Here is a 20,917-nt window from a genome sequence, read left to right as displayed (position 1 = left end):
GCTCAAGCCGGTCGTTCGCGTCCTGGGAAAGGATGCGTTCATCGATTCTCTTGTTGAATAGAATGGGGACGCCGCTCGCATGGAAAACTAGTGCTTTCCGGTCGCTAGGTTTGCCAGGCCATACGAGAGAATACGAATGAAAGGGTGAGCGAAGCAGCAGCTAGCGTATCGATCTTGTATCGACAGCGATGCCCGCTACGACCAAGAAAACCGCTATCTACCGGATGGTTATTACGTAGTTTGCAGAAATTAATTCAAGAGGCGGATCCGAGACTCGGAGATCGCATTTCTCCTCTCCGGAAAGTCTTGTCCTTACTGGCTCAGGCGCGCGTTGAGGTTTGTTCATTGGCCCGCATGGGCCGTGCCTGGGTTTCGCTTTCGATCTCCTGCTTCGAGCCGCCGCGCAGCGCCACGTAGATTGCCGGGATGACCAGCACCGTCAGCAGCGTCGACGAGGCGAGACCGAACAGCAAGGAAATCGCCAGCCCCTGGAAGATCGGGTCGGTCAGGATCACCGCCGCGCCGATCATCGCCGCCAGCGCGGTAAGCAGGATTGGCTTGAATCGGATCGCTCCGGCCTTGAGGAGCACGCCGATCAGCGGTTGATCTGTTCCACCGGCGTGCCGGATGAAATCGACCAGCAGGATCGAGTTGCGCACGATGATGCCGGCTAGCGCAATGAAGCCGATCATCGAAGTGGCTGTAAAGGGCGCACTGAAGGCCCAGTGGCCGAGCATGATGCCGATCAGCGTCAACGGGATCGGGGTCAGGATCACCAAGGGCAGCTTGAAGGAACCGAACTGCGCAACGACCAGGATATAGATGCCGAGGATCGCCACCATGAAGGCGGCGCCCATGTCGCGAAATGTCACCCAGGTCACCTCCCACTCGCCGTCCCACAGGAGCGTCGGCTTCGATTCGTCGTCCGGCTGGCCATGCAACGCGATCACCGGCTTCGGCAGCATCCCCCAATCCGCTTTGGCGATGGCGTCGTCCACGGCCAGCATGCCATAGACGGGCGCCTCGAAAGCGCCGGCAAGCTCGCCCATCACCATCTCGGCGGGACGGCCGTTGTGCCGGAAGATCGGGTATGAGGCGGGTTCGCTCGTCAGGCGCACCACGTCGCCGAGCTCGACCACGTCGCTTGTACCCGGCAAGGCGTTGGCCGCCACCGGCGTCGCCAGCGCGCGCTGATCGACCACTCCATTGCCTTTCGACAGAGCGATGCGGATTGGGATCGGATAGCGCCCGCCGCCGCGGTGCGAATAGCCGACCGTGGTGCCGCCGAAGAGATAGTTCAGCGTGTCGTAAACGTCTGACTGCTCGACCTTGTAATATTCGAGATTGTCCTGGTCGATCGACAGCCTTTGCCTTTGCGGCTGGTTGTGGAAACTGTCGTCGACGTCGACGATGAACGGGACGCTCGAGAATGTCTCGCGCACCTTGGCCGCCACGGCGCGGCGGGTTTCGGCGTCCGGGCCGTAGATTTCAGCCAGCAGTGTGCCTAGCACCGGTGGCCCGGGCGGCGGCTCGACCACCTTGATGACCGTGCCCGCCGGAAGCGCCAGGCCCTTCAGGCGCTTGCGTATGTCGAGTGCGACGGCATGGCTGGCGCGGCTGCGCTCGCCCTTTCCGCTCAGGTTGACAGCCACGTCGCCTTGTTCCGGGCCGGAGCGGAGAGAGTAGTGGCGCACCAGGCCGTTGAAGTTGAAGGGCGCGCCGGTGCCGGCATAAGTCTGGAACGAGACGACCTCGGGCATCCCCGCCAGGCGGTCGACCACCGCCTGAAGAACGCGGTTGGTGTCCTCGACGGACGAGCCCTTGGGCAGGTCCGCGATGACCTGCAGCTCGGTCTTGTTGTCGAAGGGAAGCAATTTCACCGTCACCTGTCCGGTGTAGATCAGCGCCATGGACGACAGTGTCGCGACGCCGACGACCAACAGGAATAGCCAGGCGCGCAGACGCGACGCAAGGATCGGCCGCGCGACCGCCACATAGGCGCGGCCGAGCAACCCTATATGTCCGCCACCATGGCCGGTCTGCCCCTCCGCCGCCGCATGCCGGCGGCCAAGCTTCATCATCAGCCAGGGCGTCAGCATGACCGCGACGAAGAAGGAGAACAGCATCGCGGCCGAGGCATTGGCCGGTATCGGGCTCATATAGGGCCCCATCATGCCCGACACGAAAAGCATCGGCAAAAGGGCGGCGACGACGGTCAGCGTGGCGACGATGGTCGGGTTGCCAACCTCGGCGACAGCGTCAATCGCGGCGGAGCTGCGCGAGCGCCCGTCCTCCATGGCCCAATGGCGGGCAATGTTCTCGATCACGACAATGGCGTCGTCGACCAGGATGCCGATCGAGAAGATGAGCGCGAACAGGCTGACGCGGTTGAGCGTATAGCCCATGATGCGGGAGGCAAAGAGCGTGAGCAGGATCGTCGTCGGGATGACGACGGCGACCACCAGCGCCTCGCGGCAGCCGATGGCGACTGCGACCAGCACGACGATCGAGATCGTCGCCAGGCCGAGATGGAAGAGAAGTTCGTTCGCCTTTTCGTTCGCCGTCTCGCCATAGTCGCGGGTGACCGTCATCGCGACATCCTTGGGGAAGATCTGTCCGCGCGCCTGCTCGAGGCGCTTGACGATGGTGTCAGCGATGACGACGGCATTGGTGCCGGGTCGCTTGGCGATGGCAAGCGAGACGGCCGGTGCGCGCTCCAGGCCATTGCCGGTCTTGGCAATGTTCATGACGCGGTTTTCGGCGGGCGCCGTCGCCAGCAGGATGCTCGCCACGTCGCGCACATAAACCGGCCGCCCGTCACGGGCGCTCAGCAGCAGATTGCCGATTTCGGAGAGCCCCTGCAGCGTCTGGCCGGCGACCAGCACCTGCTGCTTGCCCTGTTCGCGCACCGCGCCGAGCTGGAAGGAGCGGTTGGCGCCAGCGATCTTGGCCATCAGCTGCTGCAGCGTGATCCCGTAAAGCGAGAGTTTTTCCGGATCGGGCTCGACCTGGATTTCCTCCGGCTGCTCGCCGACGATGTAGGTGAGGCCGATATCGGGGAGCTTTGCCACTTCGACCTGAAGCTCGCGCGCCAGCCGGGTCAGGTCGGCCGCGGAATAGCGGCTCGCGGCCTCCGTCGCCGGCGTCAGCGTCACCACCACGATGGCGACGTCGTCGATGCCCCGCCCGATGATCAGCGGCTCCGGAATCCCCACCGGGATGCGGTCCATGTTGGCCCGCACCTTGTCATGTACGCGCAACACCGCCGCGTCCGAACTTGTGCCCACATTGAAGCGGGCCGTGACCAGCGCGCCGTCATCCGCGGTCTGTGAATAGACATGCTCGACGCCATCGATGCTCTTGATGATGGTCTCCAAGGGTTCGGTGACCAGCTTGACGGCATCTTCGGCCTTGAGACCATTGGCCTGAACGTGAATGTCCACCATCGGCACGGAGATCTGCGGCTCCTCCTCGCGCGGCAGCGTCACCAGCGCCACCAGCCCGAGCGCCAGCGCTGCCAGCAGCAAGAGCGGCGTCAGCGGCGAGCCGATGAAGGAGCGGGTAAGCCCGCCGGCAATGCCAAGTTTCATGGCAGGACGACCTTGTCGCCGTCCGCGAGGCCGGTCAGCACCTCGATGCGCGCCTGGCCGGCGTCATCGAACCGTTCGCCGAGCACCACGGCCACGTCGAGCGGGCCGTTTGCCGTCTCGACCGTGACGTAGTCTACGCCATGAATGGTGTGCACCGCCTGGGGCGGAACGCCGAGCACGGCGCGCTTGCCGACCGGAATGGAAACCAGCGTGCGCTCGTTGACGAAATAGGTGCCGATACCGGCGACCTCGACATCGGCGATCACCCGCCCATTCTCGATCTGCGGGTAGACCTTGGCTATGCGGCCGGTACGGGCTTTGACGAAGCCGGCATTCGACGCCGTGCCGCGCTCGCCGATATCGACAGCGGCGCCTTCCACGATCTCGGCGGCGTGGCGTTCCGGCAGCGACAGGCGTAGATAATATTGGCCGGAAGCGACGCGTGCGACCGGTTCGCCGGCCATGATCACCGAGCCGGCGGTAACCGGAACAGTCAGCACCCGTCCGATGGCGGGCGCCAGCGTCTGTCCCTCCGAGGCGCTCTGTTCGATGACCGCCTTGTCCGCGACCGCCGCCGCGAGCTGGTTGGTCGTGACATCGAGCTGCAGCCGCGCAGCGTCGACCCGGCTCTGCGCGGCCACCCCCTTGGTCAGTAGGTCCTGCGCGCGCTGCATCTCGATGCGGGCATTGTCAAGCTGCGACGCGAGCGCCGCGATCTTGGCGTCGGCGGCGTGAAGCTGCAGCGAAATCTTGTCGTCGACCACCGTGGCGATCAGGTCGCCTTGGCTCACCTCTTGGCCTTCGGCGACGCGGATCTCGCTAATGGTGCCGGAAATGCGGGCGCGCGCGGGCACCACGGTACGGCTTTCGACCTGGCCATAGACGGCCTTCATCTCGGTGACGGTGGTGGCCTTCACCGTGAATTCGGCAGCCCTCGCATCCGGTATCGCAGGCCATGCGGTGCCGATTAGAAGAATGGTGGCGAGGACCGATCTCGTGGTTCGCATTGCGCTGGTCCCGGTCGGTTGAAATTGTCCAGGAGGCGTGGCAAACCTTCCCGGTTCTTGATGTTTTCTGGGAGCGTGCTGCTACTTGAACGCGACACCTGCTTTGCAGCCCAGTTTCTTGAACGCGATCGCCGCGGGGCAGAAGCCGGTGATGGAGGCCTGGACCATGTTCAGTCCGGCGAAGGCGGTCAGCAGGAACCAGTAGTGCGAATGGTAGATGCCGAGCGCCAACGAGATCAGCACGAGGAACCCCGCAAACATCAGCACGGCCTTGTCGATGGTCATTTTCATGTTCTCCTGAGGTGCGAGCCGCCTATTCGGCCGGCTCAATGTGGATTGCCTTGAGTTTCTTGATGCCCAGCATGTCGAGCGCCAGCCCTTCGTAGAAGGTCTCGCTCTTTCCCTGCCGGACCTTGTGGAGGAAGTATTTCTCGAAGCCGACCTTGGCCGCGTGGACCCATTTGCCCTGCGATGACCAGTTGACGTTGCGCGGCGGGATTTGGGGTTGCGCCACGAAGGCGATGCCCTCGTCACCGAAGTCGGCGAGACAGACGGCGTTCCATGTGGCGACGGCCCTGGGCTCCTCGCCGCGTAGCAATGCGGCAACGTTCTCGGCCGCCGCCGTCACCATGGATTCAATCATGAAGCCGGTCTTTGGAACGCCGACCGGCAGCGGAGTCTTGCCCACTGGCGGAATGGCGACGCAGACGCCGATCGCGAAGATGTTCGGATGGGACTGGTTGCGCTGGTGCTTGTCGATGGTCACGAAGCCGCGCGGATTGACAAGCCCCTCGACGCCCATCACCGCCGGAACGCCGCGGAAGGCCGGCAGCATCACGGAGAAGGCGAAAGGCAGGGCGTGTTCGGCTTTGGCCGTGCCGTCGTCATTGACTTCCTCGACATGCATCACATCGGCTTCGACCGAAGTCACCTTGGCGTTGGTTATCCACTTGATGTGGCGCTCGCGCATGGCGCTCTCGAGCAGGCCTTTGGTGTCGCCGACCCCGTCGAGTCCGAGATGGCCGATATAGGGCTCCGGCGTTACGAAGGTCATGGGCACCTGATCGCGCACCTTGGCCTTGCGCAGCGCGGTATCGAGAATGAAGGCGAATTCGTAGGCCGAGCCGTAGCAAGAGGCACCTTGTACGGCGCCTATGATGACCGGCCCGGGCGTTCGGACCAGTTCGTCAAACCGTGCCCGCGTGGCGACGGCATGGTCGATATGACAGACGGACTGTGTATGGCCGTCAGGCCCAAGCCCCCGCACCTCGTCGAAGGCAAGATCGGGGCCGGTCGCGATGATCAGATAGTCGTAGTCGACGAAGGAGCCGTCATTGAGCTCGATCCGGTTTTCCTTCGGATGCACCTTTTTCGCGCCTTCGGGACGCAGGGTGATACCGCGCCGCTTGAAGGTATCCGCCAGATCCACAGTGACGTCGTCACGCTCCCGCCACCCGACGGCCACCCACGGATTGGAAGGCACAAAGGAATATGACGTGCCCAGCGTGACGACCGTCAGCCGGTCGTAGGCAGACAGCTTGTCGCGCATCTCATAGGCCATGATCGTTCCGCCAAGGCCTGCTCCGAGAACAACGATATGGGACACGATACGTCCTCCAGTTTGCATACGATCATGCGCCCGGAGCACGCGGTCGCCTTGATCAGGCTCAAATTCCCAAACAGGGCGGCTCCGATGTAAGGTGGCGGCGCCACGGCCCGTGGCCTTGCAGATAACATTCAAAGATTTTAAATTCAAGAATATGAATGTAAGAGATATGATCCCGGCCTCGGACAAAGCAGCGGAACTGCTCCGGAGCCTGTCCCACCCGCAGCGTCTGCTCGTGCTGTGCGCGCTCGGCAACGAGGAGCGCTCCGTCGGCGAGTTGCGCGAATTGCTCGACATCGACCAGGTGCCGATGTCGCAACAACTCATGCGGCTAAGGGCTGATGGGTTGGTTGAAGCCCGTCGGGAAGGGACAACGGTCTACTATCGGATCACGCGGCCGGAGGTGCTCACGGTGATCGAGGCGCTGCATTCCGCCTTCTGCCCGAATTAGCTCAGCGGTTGAACGCCTTCTCTATGAAGGACCCAGTCAAAGCGCAGTCGATTTTGATTGCGGTCAATGCTGTGCACCTTGTTCCGGTGTTACCTGCTGACGATAGCAACATAGTCGTGGACGCCTGCCCGGCTGATCCGATGTCGGAGAGATTATATGATCCTGAACAACGACACCCTCGTCGCGATAACCGATGGCGAGAACCTGCGGCTGTTCCAGAGCAAGGGCCACCAACCGCATATCGATCTAGTTGAAATCGAGGATCCTATCCTTGAAATCGCTCACGCCGGATCCGGCGGCAGGCACCGCAGTTCAACCGCGAACCCGGACGAGTCGCGCTTGCGTGAAGATGATTTTGCGGGATCGGTCGCGGCCTATCTCAATGAAAAGGCGCATCAAAAAGACTGCGCGCATATCCTGGTCATCGCCGATCCGCGCACGCTTGGCGAACTGAGAAGACATTATCAGCCGCCGTTGAACGCCAAACTCGTGGGCGAAATTGCCAAGGACTTCATCAAGCATTCCATGATGTCGATCAAAAGCGCCATACAAACCGCCTGACCGGCCGACGGCCTCGATCGACTCGATTGCGTTGATGAGCCGTCGGTTTCGTTCGAGCGGTCGCGGCGGTGATCTGATCGCAACCTTTGGGCAGTGGCGGCGAGCGCCCGCAGTCTTCGAGGCGTGCACGCCGCGGCTTTGTCGCCGGGCGTGCTTTGTGCCGTCTTACTGGACTTTGATGGTGGCCCACATGCCGTTCATAAAATGATCTGGGATGTTGCAGAACACCGCGTAGAAGCCCGGCTTGAGGTCGAGAGAAAGTGAACCCGAATTGCCTGGATCGAGTTCTGAAACTTCGCCCAGATGGCCCGCCGCATCCTCATCGACACGATTCTCATTCGAAACATATGGAAGCGTCGTCTTTTTGGGATCCGCCACGGGCACAACGATCATTTCGTGGACCGTGGCCTTCGAGGTGTTGGTCACATTGAAGGTCACCTTGCCAGCCGGCACCACGTTCTTGTCGAGCTGAACCTTCATTGTCGCCATGCTCATATTGGCGGGCATGCCCATCCCCATCTTAGCATCCGGGTTCATATCGCCATTCTTGTCCCACAATTTGACGTTGACCGTTGAATCCGCGAATGCTGGCGCTGCAACTGCCAGCGCGGTCAATGCCAGTCCAATTCTCAAAAACTGCATAGGGTTCTCCTGACCGCCATCCGGCGACCTCGGTTGGCGGGCTGCTTGAAACAGGATCGGTCGCGAGCGGTGACTAGCAATCACAGCCTGACAGGACGCTGACGGTTGCGCCGCGTTTGAGCGCGGTGCTAGAAACTTGAACCTTAGGACAATTGATCTGACGCAAAACGTCCGACGCGGCCTCGGCCTAGCATTCAGCGAAATAGTTGGATGAGACGGCGATGCTGCAGACAAACACGCAGTTCAACCCCCGGGCAGTTGGACCAGGAGGGCGCAGCTTTCTACCCTTCTTATCGGCCAACAAATGGGTTGTCGCCGTGGTCTTGGCGGCGGCACTCGTCTCGGCAGGGCTCCTTGCCCGTTGGCTTATCGGCCCGGCGGTTGTCGTGTATCCGGTCGTGCACGGCGACCTGGTGAAAACCGTGGTCGCAAGCGGCCATGTGGAATCCCCGTATCGCGTGAACATTGGGAGTCAGATCACCGGCACGGTTCAGGACGTGCTCGTCGGCGAGGGCCAGTCGGTCAAGGAAGGCCAACCGCTTGTCGTGCTCGAGCCCAGTGAACTGAATGCGGCGGTGGTCTCAGCCGAAGGCACGGTGGCGGAGGCCGAAGCACGAATCCGCCAGATGCGCGAGCTGACGCTGCCGGCGGCCGAGCAGGGACAAAAACAGGCCGAAGCCAATCTCGTCGACGCTCGCGCTGCCTATCAGCGTGCGGAAGATCTGTTCAGGTCCGGTTTCGGCACGAAGCAGGCCCTCGATGAGGCCACCAAGAACTTCGAGATCGCGCAAACGCAAGTTCGCACGGCCGAACTACAGGTCTACACGTCGCAACCCGGCGGAAGTGACTATGTGATGGCGCAGACCGCCCTCAATCAGGCCAACGCCAGCCTCGCCACGGCCAAGGCGCGTCTCGACTACGCCACGATAAAATCCCCTCGCGATGGGATACTCATTACGCGCAACGTCGAACGCGGAGCTGTAGTCCAGCCAGGGGCGGCACTGCTCGTTCTGGCGCCAAGCGGGGATATACAACTGGTGCTGCAGATCGACGAGAAGAACCTCGGCCTGCTTCAACTGGGCCAAGCCGCGCGAGCCTCCGCCGATGCCTATCCGGACAAGCTCTTCGATGCCGAGCTGACATATATAAATCCGTCCGTGGACATTACCCGCGCATCCGTCGAGGTGAAGCTCACGGTGGCAAATCCGCCGCCCTATCTGCGCCAGGACATGACGGTCTCCGTCGACATTGCGGTCGCCCGCAGACAGTCGACCTTGATCGTTCCGGCCCGTGTCGTCCATGACTCGACTTCCGCTGCACCCTGGGTTTTGGCTTATCGGGATGGCAGGGTGCGCGAGCAGCGAGTGCGATTAGGATTACGCGCGGCCGACCAGGTCGAGATCCTCGATGGCCTGGCGCAGGGTGACCTTGTTGTTCCGGTCGCGGCGGGGGTCAGAGCGGGGCAGCGAATCCGGCCGGTAAACTCATGAGACGCTGGCTGACATTTGGCTGGATCGCGGCGCTCCGCTTTCTGGGCGAGGGACGCATGCAGACCGGCTTCATCCTGGTTGGAATAGCCATCGGCGTCGGCGTGATCGTCTTCATGTCGGCGATGCTGACCAGTGTGCAAACCAATTTCACCAACCGCGTCCTGAGCTCGCAGCCCCATATCCAGCTGCAGCCGCCCGACGAAATTGCCCGGCCGCTTCGACAGCGCGACGGCGTCGTCGAAGCACCCATCGTTCAGCGCCCGACCCAGCGTGTTTTGGCGCTCGATCAATGGCAGACGATACGCGCGAGGATGCAAGCGCGGCCGGACGTCGTCGTTGCGACACCTTCGATTTCAGGCTCGGCGCTGGCCGTGCGGGGCGACGTCAGCCGCAGCGTCGGCATAGTGGGAATAGAGGCTGACGATTACTTCCGCATCGTACGCCTGCCTGATTATATCATTGCCGGAGAGCCCCGGCTGGAGGCCGACGATATCCTTGTGGGCCTGGACCTTGCCAACGATCTCGGCGTCACGGTCGGCGACAAAGTCAACGTGGCCGGCGGCAAAGGCGGAAGCCGCGTGCTGACCATCCGCGGAATTTTCGATCTTGGCAATCGCGGCGTCAACGAACGCAACACCTATGTCCAGCTGCGGACTGCGCAAAGTCTTCTCAAGCTGATTGGGGGCGTCACTGACATCGACATGACCGTCACGGACGTCTACGCGGCTGAAGTTATCGCGCACGACATCAGCGCGACGCTTCCGGTGAAGGCGGAAAGCTGGATTGTTACCAATGCGCAGTTCTTTACAGCGCTGTGGGCCCAGACTCTTTCCAGTCTGCTGATACGCTCTTTCGTCGGTTTGTCCGTGGCCTTTGGAATAGCGGCCGTTCTTGTGGTTTCCGTTCTGCAGCGATCCAAGGATATCGGTATTCTGCGAGCAATGGGCAGCTCGCGCGGCAAGATATTGCGGGTCTTTCTTATTCAAGGCGGCGTGCTGGGTTTCCTGGGCTCGCTGCTCGGCTGCGTGCTGGGCGGTGCCGCACTGTTCGCCTGGTATCGCTTCGCCCGCCAACCGAATGGAGATGCCCTCTTTCCGCTGCTCATAGACCCAAGTCTCTTCGCGCTCTCGGCGCTGTTGGCCACCCTTACCGGAGTGCTTGCTGGGATGGTCCCCGCTCTTCGTGCCGCCAGGCTTGATCCCGTGGAGGCGATCCGTGGCTGATCTTTTGATCCTCGAAGGTATTCGCAAATCCTACAACGTCGGCACCCCGGTCGAGACCGAAGTGTTGCATGGCATCGACCTGACGATGAGGACAGGCGAATTCGTGGCGCTGATGGGCCCGTCCGGTTGCGGCAAGAGCACCCTCCTCAACATCGTTGGGCTGCTCGATCGCCCGACGTCGGGCCGATTGTCGATCGGCGGCGAGGATACGACGTCGCTTGAGGAAACAGCGCTGACCAGGCTGCGCGGGCATTCGATCGGCTTTGTGTTCCAGTACCACCACCTCATCTCGGCTTTCACGGCCCGCGAGAATGTGATTATGCCAATGCTCGTCGACCGCGGCCGGCCGGATGCTCAAATGGAGGAGCGTGCTGATCAATTGCTGGATCAGGTCGGCTTGGGCAACTGGCGTGATACCCGCGCGATGAACATGTCGGGTGGACAACAGCAGCGCATCGCGGTCGCCCGCGCATTGGCCATGAATCCGCTTCTGGTTCTGGCCGATGAGCCTACCGGGAACCTCGACACGGCCTCGGCCCAGAGCGTGTTCGAATTGATGCGGCGTTTTAACCGTGAACAAGGAACGACCTTCCTGGTTGTTACGCACAACCATGATCTTGCGGCCCAATGCGACCGCATTATCCAATTGGTGGATGGTCGGCTTACGGACGACCGGCGACAATCGACCATCGCCGGCGTCTCGCAACCGGGCTAACGCCCTTCTTCGCGCAATGCCTCGTCGGCGAGGACGGTTGTGCAACTCATCGAGCTTTACAGAAACGATCGACCAATGCGACGTCCTGATCGCTATAGTGGAATAGGCCTTCCCTAAGCTCCCTTCGATACGAGGGTTTGCACGTGCACGTTCACTTCTGGCGGATTTTCCAGTGCCTCGTCCTGCTGGCTCTTGCGAACGGCGTGCCGGTGATCGCCAAGAGGATACTCGGTAACTGGCTCGCATGGCCGATCGACGGCGGTTGGCGTTTCTGGGATGGGCAGCCACTGCTCGGCCAGTCAAAGACCCTTCGAGGATGCGCTCTGGCGATCCTGACGGCCGCCATCGGCGGAGCCGTCGTGGGGCTCGGTGTATCAACCGGGACGTTAATCGGGCTCGCCGCCATGGCGGGCGACATGCTGTCTAGCTTTCTCAAGCGTCGGCTCCGATTGGCTTCGAGCGCTGAAGCACCGGGTCTCGATCAGGTTCCCGAATCCCTTTTGCCCCTCGTCCTTGTCAGAGGCCTTGCCGACCTTTCGGCTTTGGACGTTCTGATCGGGGTTGCGGCCTTCTGGGTCGGCGAGCTACTGGTGTCTCGGCTTCTCTACATGCTTCGCATCAGAGACAAACCCTATTAGGTCCCAGAGCAATTCGATGGAGGCCGCAAGGCTCACGTCGGCGCGGGATTCGGTGAGCTGAGAACCCTTCGCCTGGCTTCGGCTCAACGTAGGCCTTGTCTCAGTTTCATTGCCACCTTCGCGAACCGGAAGCGACTGCCATGCTTCTCAGCCCTGAGGCCAGGGCAAACTGCACGACAGAGCGATGCTTGCGGTCGGCGCGCGGTGGATTATCCTTGCGATCGGACAAACACGCTTACCCTCCCGACCGATAGGGTGCGCGCGATTTCGGCAAAGAGTATTGAAACGCCGGCTTTTGCGGTGCGCTTCCTAGCTCGAAAGGGAGATCCATGCCAGCGCGAGATATTCCTGGGATGCAGGGCCGCTTGCTTCAGGCTGCATTCTCACGCCGCTTCGAAGGCACGAACGGATATTTGCTCGCGGTAGCGGCGGTAGCCGTTGCGTTCGCCGTTCGACTTGCATTGAGCAGCGTCCTGGGGGACCAGCCTTGCCTTCATAGTTTTCATCCCGGCCATCTTGATTACGGCGATCCTCGGCGGCATCGGTCCTGGCCTAGTTGCGCTCCTCCTTTCCTTTGTTTCGGCGGTCTATTTCACTGGAGTCGATCAAGTCAGTTGGCTCCAAGCCGCCGTATTTGGACTTGTTGGGCTAACGATCGCCTGGATGGGAGAAATGCTGCACCACGCGAGCCGTGCGCTTGACAGGACCGAAGCCCTGCTAAGGTCGCGCGAAGCACACCTGCGCTCGATCCTGGATACCGTTCCCGACGCAACGGTCGTAATCGACGAGAGCGGGCATATCAGCTCTTTCAGCGCAGCGGCCGTTCGTCAGTTCGGCTACACTGAGGCGGAGGTTTTGAACCACAATGTCCGCCTGCTGATGCCGGAGCCGTATCATAGCCAGCATGACGGTTACATGCAGCGATACCTGGCGACCGGAGAGAAGCGCATCATCGGCGTGGACCGCGTGGTGGTTGGGCGCAGGAAGGATGGATCAACATTTCCCATGAAGCTGTCGGTCGGCGAGGTCAGATCCGCCGCAGGAAGGTTTTTCACGGGCTTCATTCAAGACCTGACAGAACGCCAAGAATCCGAAGCGCGCCTGCAGGAACTCCAAAGCGAACTGGCCCGGCTTGCCCGTCTGAGCGAACTTGGCGAAATGGCCTCGACGCTGGCGCACGAGCTCAATCAGCCCCTGTCGGCCATCGCGAACTATTCGCAAGGCTGCGTGCGCTTGCTGAGGGATCTCGACGACACGACGGCCGAGCCGTTGAGGGGGGCGCTCGAGGAGATAGCAAAACAGTCTCTTCGAGCCGGGGGCATCATTCGCCATCTTCGCGAATTCGTGACGCGCGGCGAAACCGAAAAGTCGCCGGAAGACTTGCACAAGCTGATCGAGGAGGCTGGAGCTTTGGCGCTCGTGGGGTCTCGTGAGCAAGGCGTGCGGTCGGTGTTCGAATTCACTCAGAACACCGAGGAGGTCCTGGTCGATCGGGTGCAAATCCAGCAGGTTTTGATTAACTTGATACGCAATGCCATGGAGGCGATGCGTGAAAGCGCCAACCGCGAGTTGATCGTCCGCACCGCTCGAGACGACGGACATATGCTCATCGAAGTGGCCGACACGGGGCCGGGAATCTCGGACGACATTGCCGCCAACCTGTTCCAGCCTTTCGTCACCACCAAGGCCAGCGGTATGGGAATCGGGCTTTCAATCTCCAAGCGCATCGTCGAAGCGCACGGTGGTGAGATAGCAGCCCGCCGAAACGGGAATGGCGGGGCGACGTTCCGGCTGTCCCTGCCCATAGCAACGGAAGAGGCGCCGGATGCAAACTGACACCTATGTGGTCCACATCGTTGACGACGAGGAACCTGTACGCAGGTCTCTTGGCTTTCTGCTGACCGTGATGGGTTTCAACGTGCGGGCTCACGATTCAGCGACAAGCTTCCTTGCTGCAGCCGCCGACGACGGCAACGCATGCCTCGTTACCGATCTCGGCATGCCCGACATGAGCGGCGTCGAACTCCTCGAGCGTCTGGAGGAGATGGGGGCAATGATGCCCTCGATCGTCATTACAGGTCGCGGCGATGTACCCTTGGCAGTGGCCGCCATGAGAGCGGGTGCTTTCGATTTCATCGAAAAGCCATTCGAGGACGAGGTTCTGGTCGACGCAATCCGCCGAGCCGCAAGCAGTTTCGACGAAGCCGCCAAGAGTGATGATGACCTTTCGGCACTGCAAGCCCGGCTCGAGCAGTTGTCGGACCGGGAACGTGAAGTCCTCGTCGGGCATGGTCGCGGGACTGGCCAACAAGACGATCGCCTATGATCTCAACATCGACCCGCGAACTGTCGAGATTCATCGCGCCAACGTCATGGCGAAGATGCAGGCCAGGAGCCTTCCGGAACTGGTAAGGATGGCGATCGCCATGAATTTGCTCGATGAGCACGGCTGATTTTGGCGAATTCTCGGGCTCTTGATTGCCCGCTTCACCATAGGCTCTCTCTTGCTTTCTGGTCGATCTGCCGCAAAGCCGTGCCGGCAGAACATGCCGATCCGAGCCCAAATTGCCCCTTTCCCAAGCCGGACCGCTCAGTGCGAGACCAGCACTGGCAACGAGAACTGCCGAAGCAAGGACTTAGTCATGCCGCCGAAAAGGGCTTCGCGGAACCGAGAATGGCTGTAGGCCCCAGCCACAATAAGATCTGCCCCTTCCAGCGCAGGCGAGGCAAATAGCGCCTCGATCGGCGATAGGTCGCCAGCATCCTCCCACTTGTCGACGTCGACCTTGATGCTGTGAGCAAGCAGATGCTCGCGAAGCATCTCGAGGTCCGCGTCCTCGCTGTCGGCCGGAGGATCGAATGCGAACGCTGTCACTTTCCGCGCTCGGGCGAGGATCGGCATGGCGTCGTGCACCGCGCGCGTAGCTTGGGCGCTGGGCGACCACGCGATGACGACTTCGTTACCGACGGGCTGCGGTCTCCAGCCTTGCGGCAGAACGATCATCGGCGCTCCCGACGTCATCAAGACCCGCTCGGGTACGCCGGATAGGATTCTGCCCGAAGCCTCCGGGTTGGGCTGCGTTGCGATCACCAAGTCAGCGTAGTGCGCGTAGAAGTCCTTCCAATCCGCCGTGTCCCGGTCCGCTATTTTGAAGCGAACCTGCAAGCCTGCCCCGTTGGCGCCGGTATGGAACGCCTCAGCGAGCGATCTCGCACGCTCAGCCCAATCTCCTTCGAAGGCCGCAGCCGCATCCACGTCGACACCAGTCAATCTCGCGCCATGGGCTCGAGCCAGCGAAAAGGCGAGCTCCATTCGCGCGTTGTTGTCGAGAGAACCGTCAAGGAAGACCAGAATATCTTTATAGCCCATCGCTCGCTCCTATACGATCTTCAGCCATCTCAGCTTCACCGCAATGAACCGCCAGACACGCAGAAACGCTTTGAGTTGGATCAAACCGCTATATGAGCCCATGGTAGCGGGTAGCTGCGGCAGCGGGGATGACGCCGTCGAAAGCTCCGGGCCTGGAAGCGGACGTGTGCCGGAACCATCAGCGGCCCTGTAGCCTCAGCCTCGGTTCCGAGCGCCCTCCTTGTCGGACCGGGCCGACCGCCACGAGACCACACGAGCCCACGCCCCAACCACGTGGCGACGACGATCGCCACATCCCGGTGCTCGCCCTGAACAGACCAAACACCGTTAGATCGACAGATGTCTCCTGCGATCCTATTCAACCGCTGCAGCCAACCTGCGCCGCCCAAGAGCGCTGTTGTTGTGCGATATCTGCGCTCTGCATGGCAGTGGACATGGCTCGCGCCTTATGCTTCTCAGGATCGGCTGGATTGATCGCGGCAGGAATCCGCGGCCCTTGCCAGCTTTCACCCTGAGATCTCTCCTAGGCGCTCGTCCGCAAGGCCGCGGATCCTTGTTGCGCGTCAACGCACGACTGGTTCGCGCAATGGCATCCCGCCCGCCCATAGACGTTTCGATGCCGCAATTCGCTTATCTGCCTCAGCACAACTTGACCAGAATGCGGGATCAGACGCCGCGATTCCTTGATCCGGATCAATCGCGTCTTCGACAAGGCGGCTCTGTCGACGCGCCGCAAATCGGTTTTGATCTGTCGCAATGCGGAATAGGTGAGGTTGGTCGACTCTTGCGCGATGACGATGCACAGCGCCGACAATTCGGCGCCATGCAACCGAGATCGAGGACGCCAATTCTCGAAGGCGGGTGGCCCGTCGGCTTCTCAACACCGGCTCCCTGCGGGGTTGAGCGGCAGGAGAAACTTCGATGCAGGCGCGCGACATCATGACTACAGGGGCTTTGACGGTCACGCCGCAGAGCTCGATCGCGAAAGCCGCGCAGCTCATGCTTGCGCATCGTATCAGTGGTTTGCCGGTCGTTGACCAGGCTGGCGCTCTTGTCGGCATCGTTACCGAACGCGACCTCGCTTGTCGGCCCGAGATCAGCACCGCGCCCAGACACGAGAAATGGGTTCAGCTATGGCTGACACCGGACGAACTGGCGGAAGAATATGTGCACAGTCGCGGCCGTACGGTCGGAGAGGTCATGACGCGCAAGGTCGTCAGCATCACGCCAGAAACGCCACTCGACAAGGTTGTCGCGCTGATGATCCGAGACGGCGTGAAGCGGCTACCCGTGGTTCAAGACGCGATGGTGATCGGAATTGTGAGCCGAGCGGACTTGCTGCGCCGTCTCGCTGCACGCCTTGACAGCTTGCCGGAAGCCAAGATCGCGGACCTGTCCATGCGCAAGCACATCCTGAGGGAGATCACAGGCAAGAGATGGGCGCCGCGACCGATCATCAATGTTGCGGTCCTTGACGGCGTCGTTGAATTAACTGGCAGCGTGCAGAGCGAAATAGTTCGGAACGCCGTCCGCGTGGCCGCGGAGAACGCACCGGGCGCCGCTAAGGTGATCGATCACCTTAGCGTTGTTCCTCGCGCTTCCGGTTCGAAGGAACGGGCATAGCGCCTTGCGCTTTGGAAGGATTCGAAGTCTTCCGCTCAAGACGCCGTCATGGTGAGAAGGCAGTTGCGGCAACGAGACTATATGAAGCCGGCGGCAAGTCGTACGGGCGAGATCCCGCGAGTGGTTACCTTTCAACTACGCTGGGATAGGCCGAAAGATGGGACACGGTCCGCATCTCGTCGAGCAGGCGGTTGACAAGGCCGCGTTCGCCTAGCCGATGTGCAGGCCGCCGTTCTTTTCATGCGACCTCGGCCCGGGACCACGCATATAGTAAAGCTCAGGCCGATAGGGATCGAACAGATCTCTCACGAGCTTGCGCAGCGCGCCTTTAGCACCCACTGAACTGCGGGACATGCCCGCGCCGATTGTCGTCACAATGCCTCGCATCGAGGCGCGCAAGACAGCGACCATCTGGCCCTCCCTGAGGTTTACCGTTGAGACGGACGTTGCGGACACTCGATCCGGGCGTCGGCACGTCGTTTACGTCTCTAGTCTCCACGCTAACAGGGCTCTCAAACAATTCGGTTTCTTCCCTAGGTAATTTCCCTAAGGAATCGGCGCGAGAAAGGACCCCACCTCGTGAATGCAACGGCCGAGTTTTACGGGTGACGATGTCCCGGCGACTGTGGGGTTCGGTCCAAACGGTAATTTGGTCATCAAGAGTGGAAATCGCCGTTCTGAACGAAGGATGCATGCACCAGTGCGTTCCCTTGCAAACAACCGCGATAAGGATGGAAACTTACGCGACAGGGCGCGCTCGGACACTGTCCCACGCGGCAGCGCGATTAGCAGGACATGCAGGGACAGATCAACGGTGGGAGGCCGCTCGGCCAATGCGGGGCGAGCCACGCATCTCGACGGGATTCGGCATGAAGTGCTCGTGCGATGCGGGCTCAACCAAGTGAAGCGAATTGCCGTTGTCCTGCGCTGTCTCCAGTTCGGCAACATCGGCATACAGTGTCCAGTTGCAGATCTTCTTCGCGCGTTCGTATCGTCGCTCGGCGGCCTGGAACGCGCGGTCCACATTGCGCGCTCGTCGAATCTCAACTGTGCCTTGCGGGCACTTGAACTGGCGGCCACTTGAATTGACGAGGTTCTTGAAGAATGTCACGCGATAGCTGGTCATGGATAACTCCCCAATCGTTCACAGGCGGATCAAATGTTAGCGGGCCGTCCGCCCGTCGTTCTTGATGTGCAGCAAATTTTCTCTAGGAATTTCCTGCGACGAAGCCATCACTCGAAATCCCGCGCCCGGCATCGCCACGGCTACCACGGGGCTTCGGGCAACAACCGTCGCCACTTCCTGCCAGCTCGTCGCCACGACTTTGATCCCGGTCAATCCTCGCATGCTTGTTGCTGCCGAAGGCAACGAGAGGGGCTGCGGCACTATGTCAATGCGGACGAACGTGAGACGCCGGCATCTGACACCCACAGCGAGCTCATTGGATCGATTTCGTCATTCTTGACCCCGATCAATCAAGGCAGCGGCGAGCGCGGATATTCTTGGCAAACCTACTCCGCGAGAGGGAGGGCATGATGAAGTCGCCGATCGCCCGGGCTGTACTTGTGGCCGGTGTTGCTGGGATAATCCCGTCAGCGGCTCTCGCCGATCCGATCGTGCCTGACGCTGTCAGCTACGCCTACAATTTCGACGAAACAAACGACGCAAAGATCTGCGAAATCACACTCGACATGCAAAATCCAGCGACGCCGGAATTGGTCGAGTTCACCGCATTCGCCGGCTACGACAAGTCGAATGCGTCCGTCGCAATCGGCTTCATAACGATGATGGCCGCGCACCAACCGATGTCGGAAGAGCTCCAGCTCTTGGATCTCTCGGCTGCAACATTCACATCCCATACTTTCCGGTCCGCCGACGATATGGATTACGAAGTCCACAAGGACGGCGGGATCATGGCAGCGACGCTCGACCGGGTCGTAGCCCGTAACTTCCTGCAAGCCTTCGTCGGAGGCGACTTCGAATTGACCTTGGCCACCGCGGGGTCGGGAAGCACGTGGTCCTACAAAATCTCCGCAGCGCCACCGGCCGAGGTGCAAAACGGCTTTGCAAAATGTCTCGAGGGATTGCTTCGGCCATCCGTATCGCTCCTGGACGGAGCGGACGGTCTTCTCGCACTGGCGCAACCGCGGAACGGCACACCGATTAGCGAATACAAATGAGGAGCGTGGCATGGAATTGATGGATGCATTGCGGACGCGGCGTGCAGTGCGGGCGTTTACGGGCGAGCCCGTCGACGATGTCACCATTGAAGAGCTTGTTGGGGCAGCCATCCTCGCGCCGAGCGCCGTCAATCTTCAGCCTTGGGCCTTTGCCGTCGTGCGCGGAACGGAACGCCTGCATGCACTGTCGGCACAGGCAAGGCGCTACGCGCTGGCGCATCTTCCCTCAGATTCGCCGCTTGCCACGCATGTTGCCGATCCAGCCTTTGAAATATTTCACGGGCGGCCGTGCTCGTCATCATCTGCGCCATCAACGGTGAAAGCCAGTCGTCGGAAGACTGTTGCCTTGCCGCCGAAAATTTCATGCTGGCAGCGCACGCGAAGGGTCTGGGTACGTGTTGGATCGGCCTTGCACGCGCATGGCTGAGCGATCCGTCCGTCAAGACCGAGCTCGGCATTCCCGCTGACTGGCACCCGGCCGCGCCCGTCATCCTTGGCCATCCTCTGGCGCTCCCGGCGCCGACGCCCCGGGAGAAGGCCAGGATGGTCTGGTGCCGATGACGTCCTGTGCTTGTCCGCGCTACGATCAATGATAGGGAGCGGGACATCGATCTCCTGGCAGACTCCTCGCTGCTCGCCTTGCTCCGCGATAGCCTTGGACTGACAGGCGTGCTCTTTGGCTGCGGCCATGGCGCATGCGGCGCCTGCTAGGCTCGGGGCGGGCCAAGGACACGCCTGACTTTGCGCGAAGTCAAGGCATCACCCTTCCCGACAGCTACGAGATGCCCCGGATCATTTGTGGGGGCTGACTGTCCCGCAATGCAGCCACTAGCTCCGAAACATGAAAGTGTCAGCTGATGCCATACGGGTCGATTGAGGATCTTCCGCCGCCAATCAGTGAGCATCTTCCGCTGCATGCGCAAGAAATCTACCGCGCTGCCTTTAACAACGCCTGGAACGAATATGCAGACCGCGGCGCGAGGCGCGAGGAAATCGCCCACCGAGTCGCATGGGCGGCGGTGAAGCGGCGTTACCGCAAGGAAGGAAACATGTGGTCGCCGTTGTGAGCCGCTGCTTTCGATTCAGTCATGCTTTCTCTTCCCAGCCTCGGCGTCCGAGCGACCTCGGCTCGGTACCGCGGCCATGTCGGACTTGATGCGCATCAAGGTCCTTGCGCACGCATTCTGCCTTGATGCTGGGGAACAATGGGAGACGCTATCATGGTCGGCATCACCTTAAGCCCCGAGCAAATCAGAACTGCTCCGCCGGAAGTCCGGCAATGGCTGGAACATGAGATCGCGCATTCGCTGGGGCTTTCGCCATCGGCGGAACCAGGTCCGCCAGATGCGCCGGATCTGGCCGCCTGCAATCCGCAGGAATGGCAATCCTAGCGTCGATCCGGAGCATGCTCCCTGTCGTCAGCGTCTTCTTCGAACTGGGTCGGGAGGGTACCAGCATCCCCGAGCGTGGCCTCGAAGCCTTCCGGCTTTCCGACATGCTCCGTAACACGCGTCTGCCAAGCGTTGGCCAATTGGCCGCTTGCCTGGACGTAATCGACCGCGCCTTTCGCTTGGCGCGCAAAGACGATCACGCCGTGCTATCGATCCTCGACCCGAGAGGATACTGCCTTGTTGCCGAGGCGACACGCCAGAGCGTGCTCGCTATATGGGCACAGGAGATGGCGGCTCAGCAATTCCCGGATCGTGCTACCACTTGCGGCGAGGCTTCGGCAAGGGAGCCATTCTCAACCTCTGGGGCCGTGCCGCCTCAGTCCGTCCACCTCGGCCAACCCTCCACGGGACACGTTGAGCTCGGGAATG

At 61.2% G+C, this 20,917-nt stretch carries 22 protein-coding genes and 2 pseudogenes; 15 read left to right on the top strand and 9 right to left on the bottom strand.

The window, feature by feature from the left end:
- Positions 1 to 320: 320 nt before the first annotated feature.
- From MJ8_RS23670 to MJ8_RS23655, 4 genes are all read right to left on the bottom strand, one after another.
- Positions 321 to 3,590: an efflux RND transporter permease subunit gene (locus MJ8_RS23670; protein WP_201411112.1), complete on the bottom strand. Its 3,270-nt coding sequence runs from the start codon at positions 3,588 to 3,590 to the stop codon at positions 321 to 323.
- The gene (locus tag MJ8_RS23665; RefSeq protein WP_201411111.1) at positions 3,587 to 4,597 is read right to left on the bottom strand and encodes an efflux RND transporter periplasmic adaptor subunit; all 1,011 of its coding nucleotides are present in this window, start codon (positions 4,595 to 4,597) and stop codon (positions 3,587 to 3,589) included. The genes MJ8_RS23670 and MJ8_RS23665 overlap by 4 nt, the downstream gene beginning before the upstream one ends.
- A gap of 81 nt (positions 4,598 to 4,678) precedes the next feature.
- On the bottom strand, positions 4,679 to 4,882 hold the full coding sequence (locus tag MJ8_RS23660) for a DUF2892 domain-containing protein (protein WP_201411110.1): 204 nt from the start codon (positions 4,880 to 4,882) through the stop codon (positions 4,679 to 4,681).
- Between the two features lie 28 nt (positions 4,883 to 4,910).
- Positions 4,911 to 6,203 carry an NAD(P)/FAD-dependent oxidoreductase gene (locus MJ8_RS23655; RefSeq protein ID WP_201411109.1) on the bottom strand — a complete coding sequence of 431 codons (1,293 nt, stop codon included), beginning with the start codon at positions 6,201 to 6,203 and terminating at the stop codon, positions 4,911 to 4,913.
- 112 nt (positions 6,204 to 6,315) lie between these two features.
- Here MJ8_RS23655 and MJ8_RS23650 point away from each other — a divergent pair, with 112 nt between their 5' ends.
- Both MJ8_RS23650 and MJ8_RS23645 read left to right on the top strand, forming a co-directional pair.
- A complete protein-coding gene (locus MJ8_RS23650; RefSeq protein WP_318528191.1) occupies positions 6,316 to 6,654 on the top strand; it encodes a metalloregulator ArsR/SmtB family transcription factor in 339 nt (112 codons plus the stop codon).
- A 156-nt stretch (positions 6,655 to 6,810) separates the two neighbouring features.
- A complete protein-coding gene (locus MJ8_RS23645) occupies positions 6,811 to 7,215 on the top strand; it encodes a host attachment protein (protein WP_201411108.1) in 405 nt (134 codons plus the stop codon).
- A gap of 165 nt (positions 7,216 to 7,380) precedes the next feature.
- Here the strand turns inward: MJ8_RS23645 and MJ8_RS23640 are convergent, their stop codons facing one another.
- A complete protein-coding gene (locus MJ8_RS23640) occupies positions 7,381 to 7,857 on the bottom strand; it encodes a plastocyanin/azurin family copper-binding protein (protein ID WP_082047057.1) in 477 nt (158 codons plus the stop codon).
- A 221-nt stretch (positions 7,858 to 8,078) separates the two neighbouring features.
- On the opposite strand from MJ8_RS23640, the gene MJ8_RS23635 reads away from it, so the two are divergent.
- The 6 genes and pseudogenes from MJ8_RS23635 (at position 8,079) to fixJ (ending at position 14,376) form a co-directional block, all read left to right on the top strand.
- Positions 8,079 to 9,347, top strand: coding sequence for an efflux RND transporter periplasmic adaptor subunit (locus MJ8_RS23635; RefSeq protein ID WP_201411107.1), 1,269 nt, complete (start codon positions 8,079 to 8,081; stop codon positions 9,345 to 9,347).
- A complete protein-coding gene (locus tag MJ8_RS23630; protein WP_201411106.1) occupies positions 9,344 to 10,570 on the top strand; it encodes an ABC transporter permease in 1,227 nt (408 codons plus the stop codon). Before MJ8_RS23635 ends, MJ8_RS23630 begins: the two co-directional genes overlap by 4 nt.
- Positions 10,563 to 11,285, top strand: coding sequence for an ABC transporter ATP-binding protein (locus tag MJ8_RS23625; protein WP_201411105.1), 723 nt, complete (start codon positions 10,563 to 10,565; stop codon positions 11,283 to 11,285). The genes MJ8_RS23630 and MJ8_RS23625 overlap by 8 nt, the downstream gene beginning before the upstream one ends.
- A gap of 143 nt (positions 11,286 to 11,428) precedes the next feature.
- Positions 11,429 to 11,923: a CDP-archaeol synthase gene (locus MJ8_RS23620; RefSeq protein ID WP_225248009.1), complete on the top strand. Its 495-nt coding sequence runs from the start codon at positions 11,429 to 11,431 to the stop codon at positions 11,921 to 11,923.
- A 353-nt stretch (positions 11,924 to 12,276) separates the two neighbouring features.
- Positions 12,277 to 13,759, top strand: a pseudogene (locus MJ8_RS23615) (PAS domain S-box protein).
- Positions 13,749 to 14,376 (top strand): annotated as a pseudogene (fixJ, locus tag MJ8_RS23610) (response regulator FixJ). Before MJ8_RS23615 ends, fixJ begins: the two co-directional pseudogenes overlap by 11 nt.
- A 137-nt stretch (positions 14,377 to 14,513) precedes the next feature.
- On the opposite strand, the gene MJ8_RS23605 reads toward fixJ, so the two are convergent.
- Entirely contained in the window at positions 14,514 to 15,293 is a 780-nt protein-coding gene (locus MJ8_RS23605) for a universal stress protein (protein WP_201411104.1), read from the bottom strand.
- Positions 15,294 to 16,214: 921 nt separating this feature from the next.
- Here MJ8_RS23605 and MJ8_RS23600 point away from each other — a divergent pair.
- Positions 16,215 to 16,916, top strand: coding sequence for a CBS domain-containing protein (locus MJ8_RS23600; RefSeq protein WP_201411103.1), 702 nt, complete (start codon positions 16,215 to 16,217; stop codon positions 16,914 to 16,916).
- A 210-nt stretch (positions 16,917 to 17,126) separates the two neighbouring features.
- Here MJ8_RS23600 and MJ8_RS23595 read toward each other — a convergent pair whose 3' ends face one another.
- The 3 genes from MJ8_RS23595 to MJ8_RS23585 form a co-directional block, all read right to left on the bottom strand.
- Complete coding sequence (locus MJ8_RS23595) at positions 17,127 to 17,327, bottom strand: hypothetical protein (protein ID WP_201411102.1); 201 nt, start codon at positions 17,325 to 17,327, stop codon at positions 17,127 to 17,129.
- Positions 17,328 to 17,724: 397 nt separating this feature from the next.
- Positions 17,725 to 18,042, bottom strand: coding sequence for a hypothetical protein (locus tag MJ8_RS23590; protein WP_201411101.1), 318 nt, complete (start codon positions 18,040 to 18,042; stop codon positions 17,725 to 17,727).
- Between the two features lie 36 nt (positions 18,043 to 18,078).
- The gene (locus tag MJ8_RS23585) at positions 18,079 to 18,255 is read right to left on the bottom strand and encodes a hypothetical protein (protein ID WP_201411100.1); all 177 of its coding nucleotides are present in this window, start codon (positions 18,253 to 18,255) and stop codon (positions 18,079 to 18,081) included.
- A gap of 197 nt (positions 18,256 to 18,452) precedes the next feature.
- Between MJ8_RS23585 and MJ8_RS23580 the strand changes: the two genes are divergently transcribed.
- From MJ8_RS23580 to MJ8_RS23560, 6 genes are all read left to right on the top strand, one after another.
- Positions 18,453 to 19,097, top strand: coding sequence for a hypothetical protein (locus MJ8_RS23580; RefSeq protein WP_201411099.1), 645 nt, complete (start codon positions 18,453 to 18,455; stop codon positions 19,095 to 19,097).
- A gap of 10 nt (positions 19,098 to 19,107) precedes the next feature.
- A complete protein-coding gene (locus MJ8_RS23575) occupies positions 19,108 to 19,524 on the top strand; it encodes a nitroreductase family protein (RefSeq protein WP_201411098.1) in 417 nt (138 codons plus the stop codon).
- Positions 19,461 to 19,658 carry a nitroreductase family protein gene (locus tag MJ8_RS32825; protein ID WP_412177073.1) on the top strand — a complete coding sequence of 66 codons (198 nt, stop codon included), beginning with the start codon at positions 19,461 to 19,463 and terminating at the stop codon, positions 19,656 to 19,658. Before MJ8_RS23575 ends, MJ8_RS32825 begins: the two co-directional genes overlap by 64 nt.
- A 6-nt stretch (positions 19,659 to 19,664) precedes the next feature.
- Positions 19,665 to 19,808 carry a 2Fe-2S iron-sulfur cluster-binding protein gene (locus MJ8_RS32820; RefSeq protein ID WP_201411097.1) on the top strand — a complete coding sequence of 48 codons (144 nt, stop codon included), beginning with the start codon at positions 19,665 to 19,667 and terminating at the stop codon, positions 19,806 to 19,808.
- Between the two features lie 146 nt (positions 19,809 to 19,954).
- The gene (locus MJ8_RS23565; RefSeq protein WP_201411096.1) at positions 19,955 to 20,164 is read left to right on the top strand and encodes a ChaB family protein; all 210 of its coding nucleotides are present in this window, start codon (positions 19,955 to 19,957) and stop codon (positions 20,162 to 20,164) included.
- Between the two features lie 153 nt (positions 20,165 to 20,317).
- Complete coding sequence (locus tag MJ8_RS23560; protein ID WP_201411095.1) at positions 20,318 to 20,488, top strand: hypothetical protein; 171 nt, start codon at positions 20,318 to 20,320, stop codon at positions 20,486 to 20,488.
- The last annotated feature ends 429 nt before the right edge of the window (positions 20,489 to 20,917 follow it).

The sequence above is a fragment of the Mesorhizobium sp. J8 genome, assembly GCF_016591715.1.
GTDB lineage: Bacteria > Pseudomonadota > Alphaproteobacteria > Rhizobiales > Rhizobiaceae > Mesorhizobium.
This window is presented reverse-complemented; position numbering and strand designations above follow the sequence as displayed.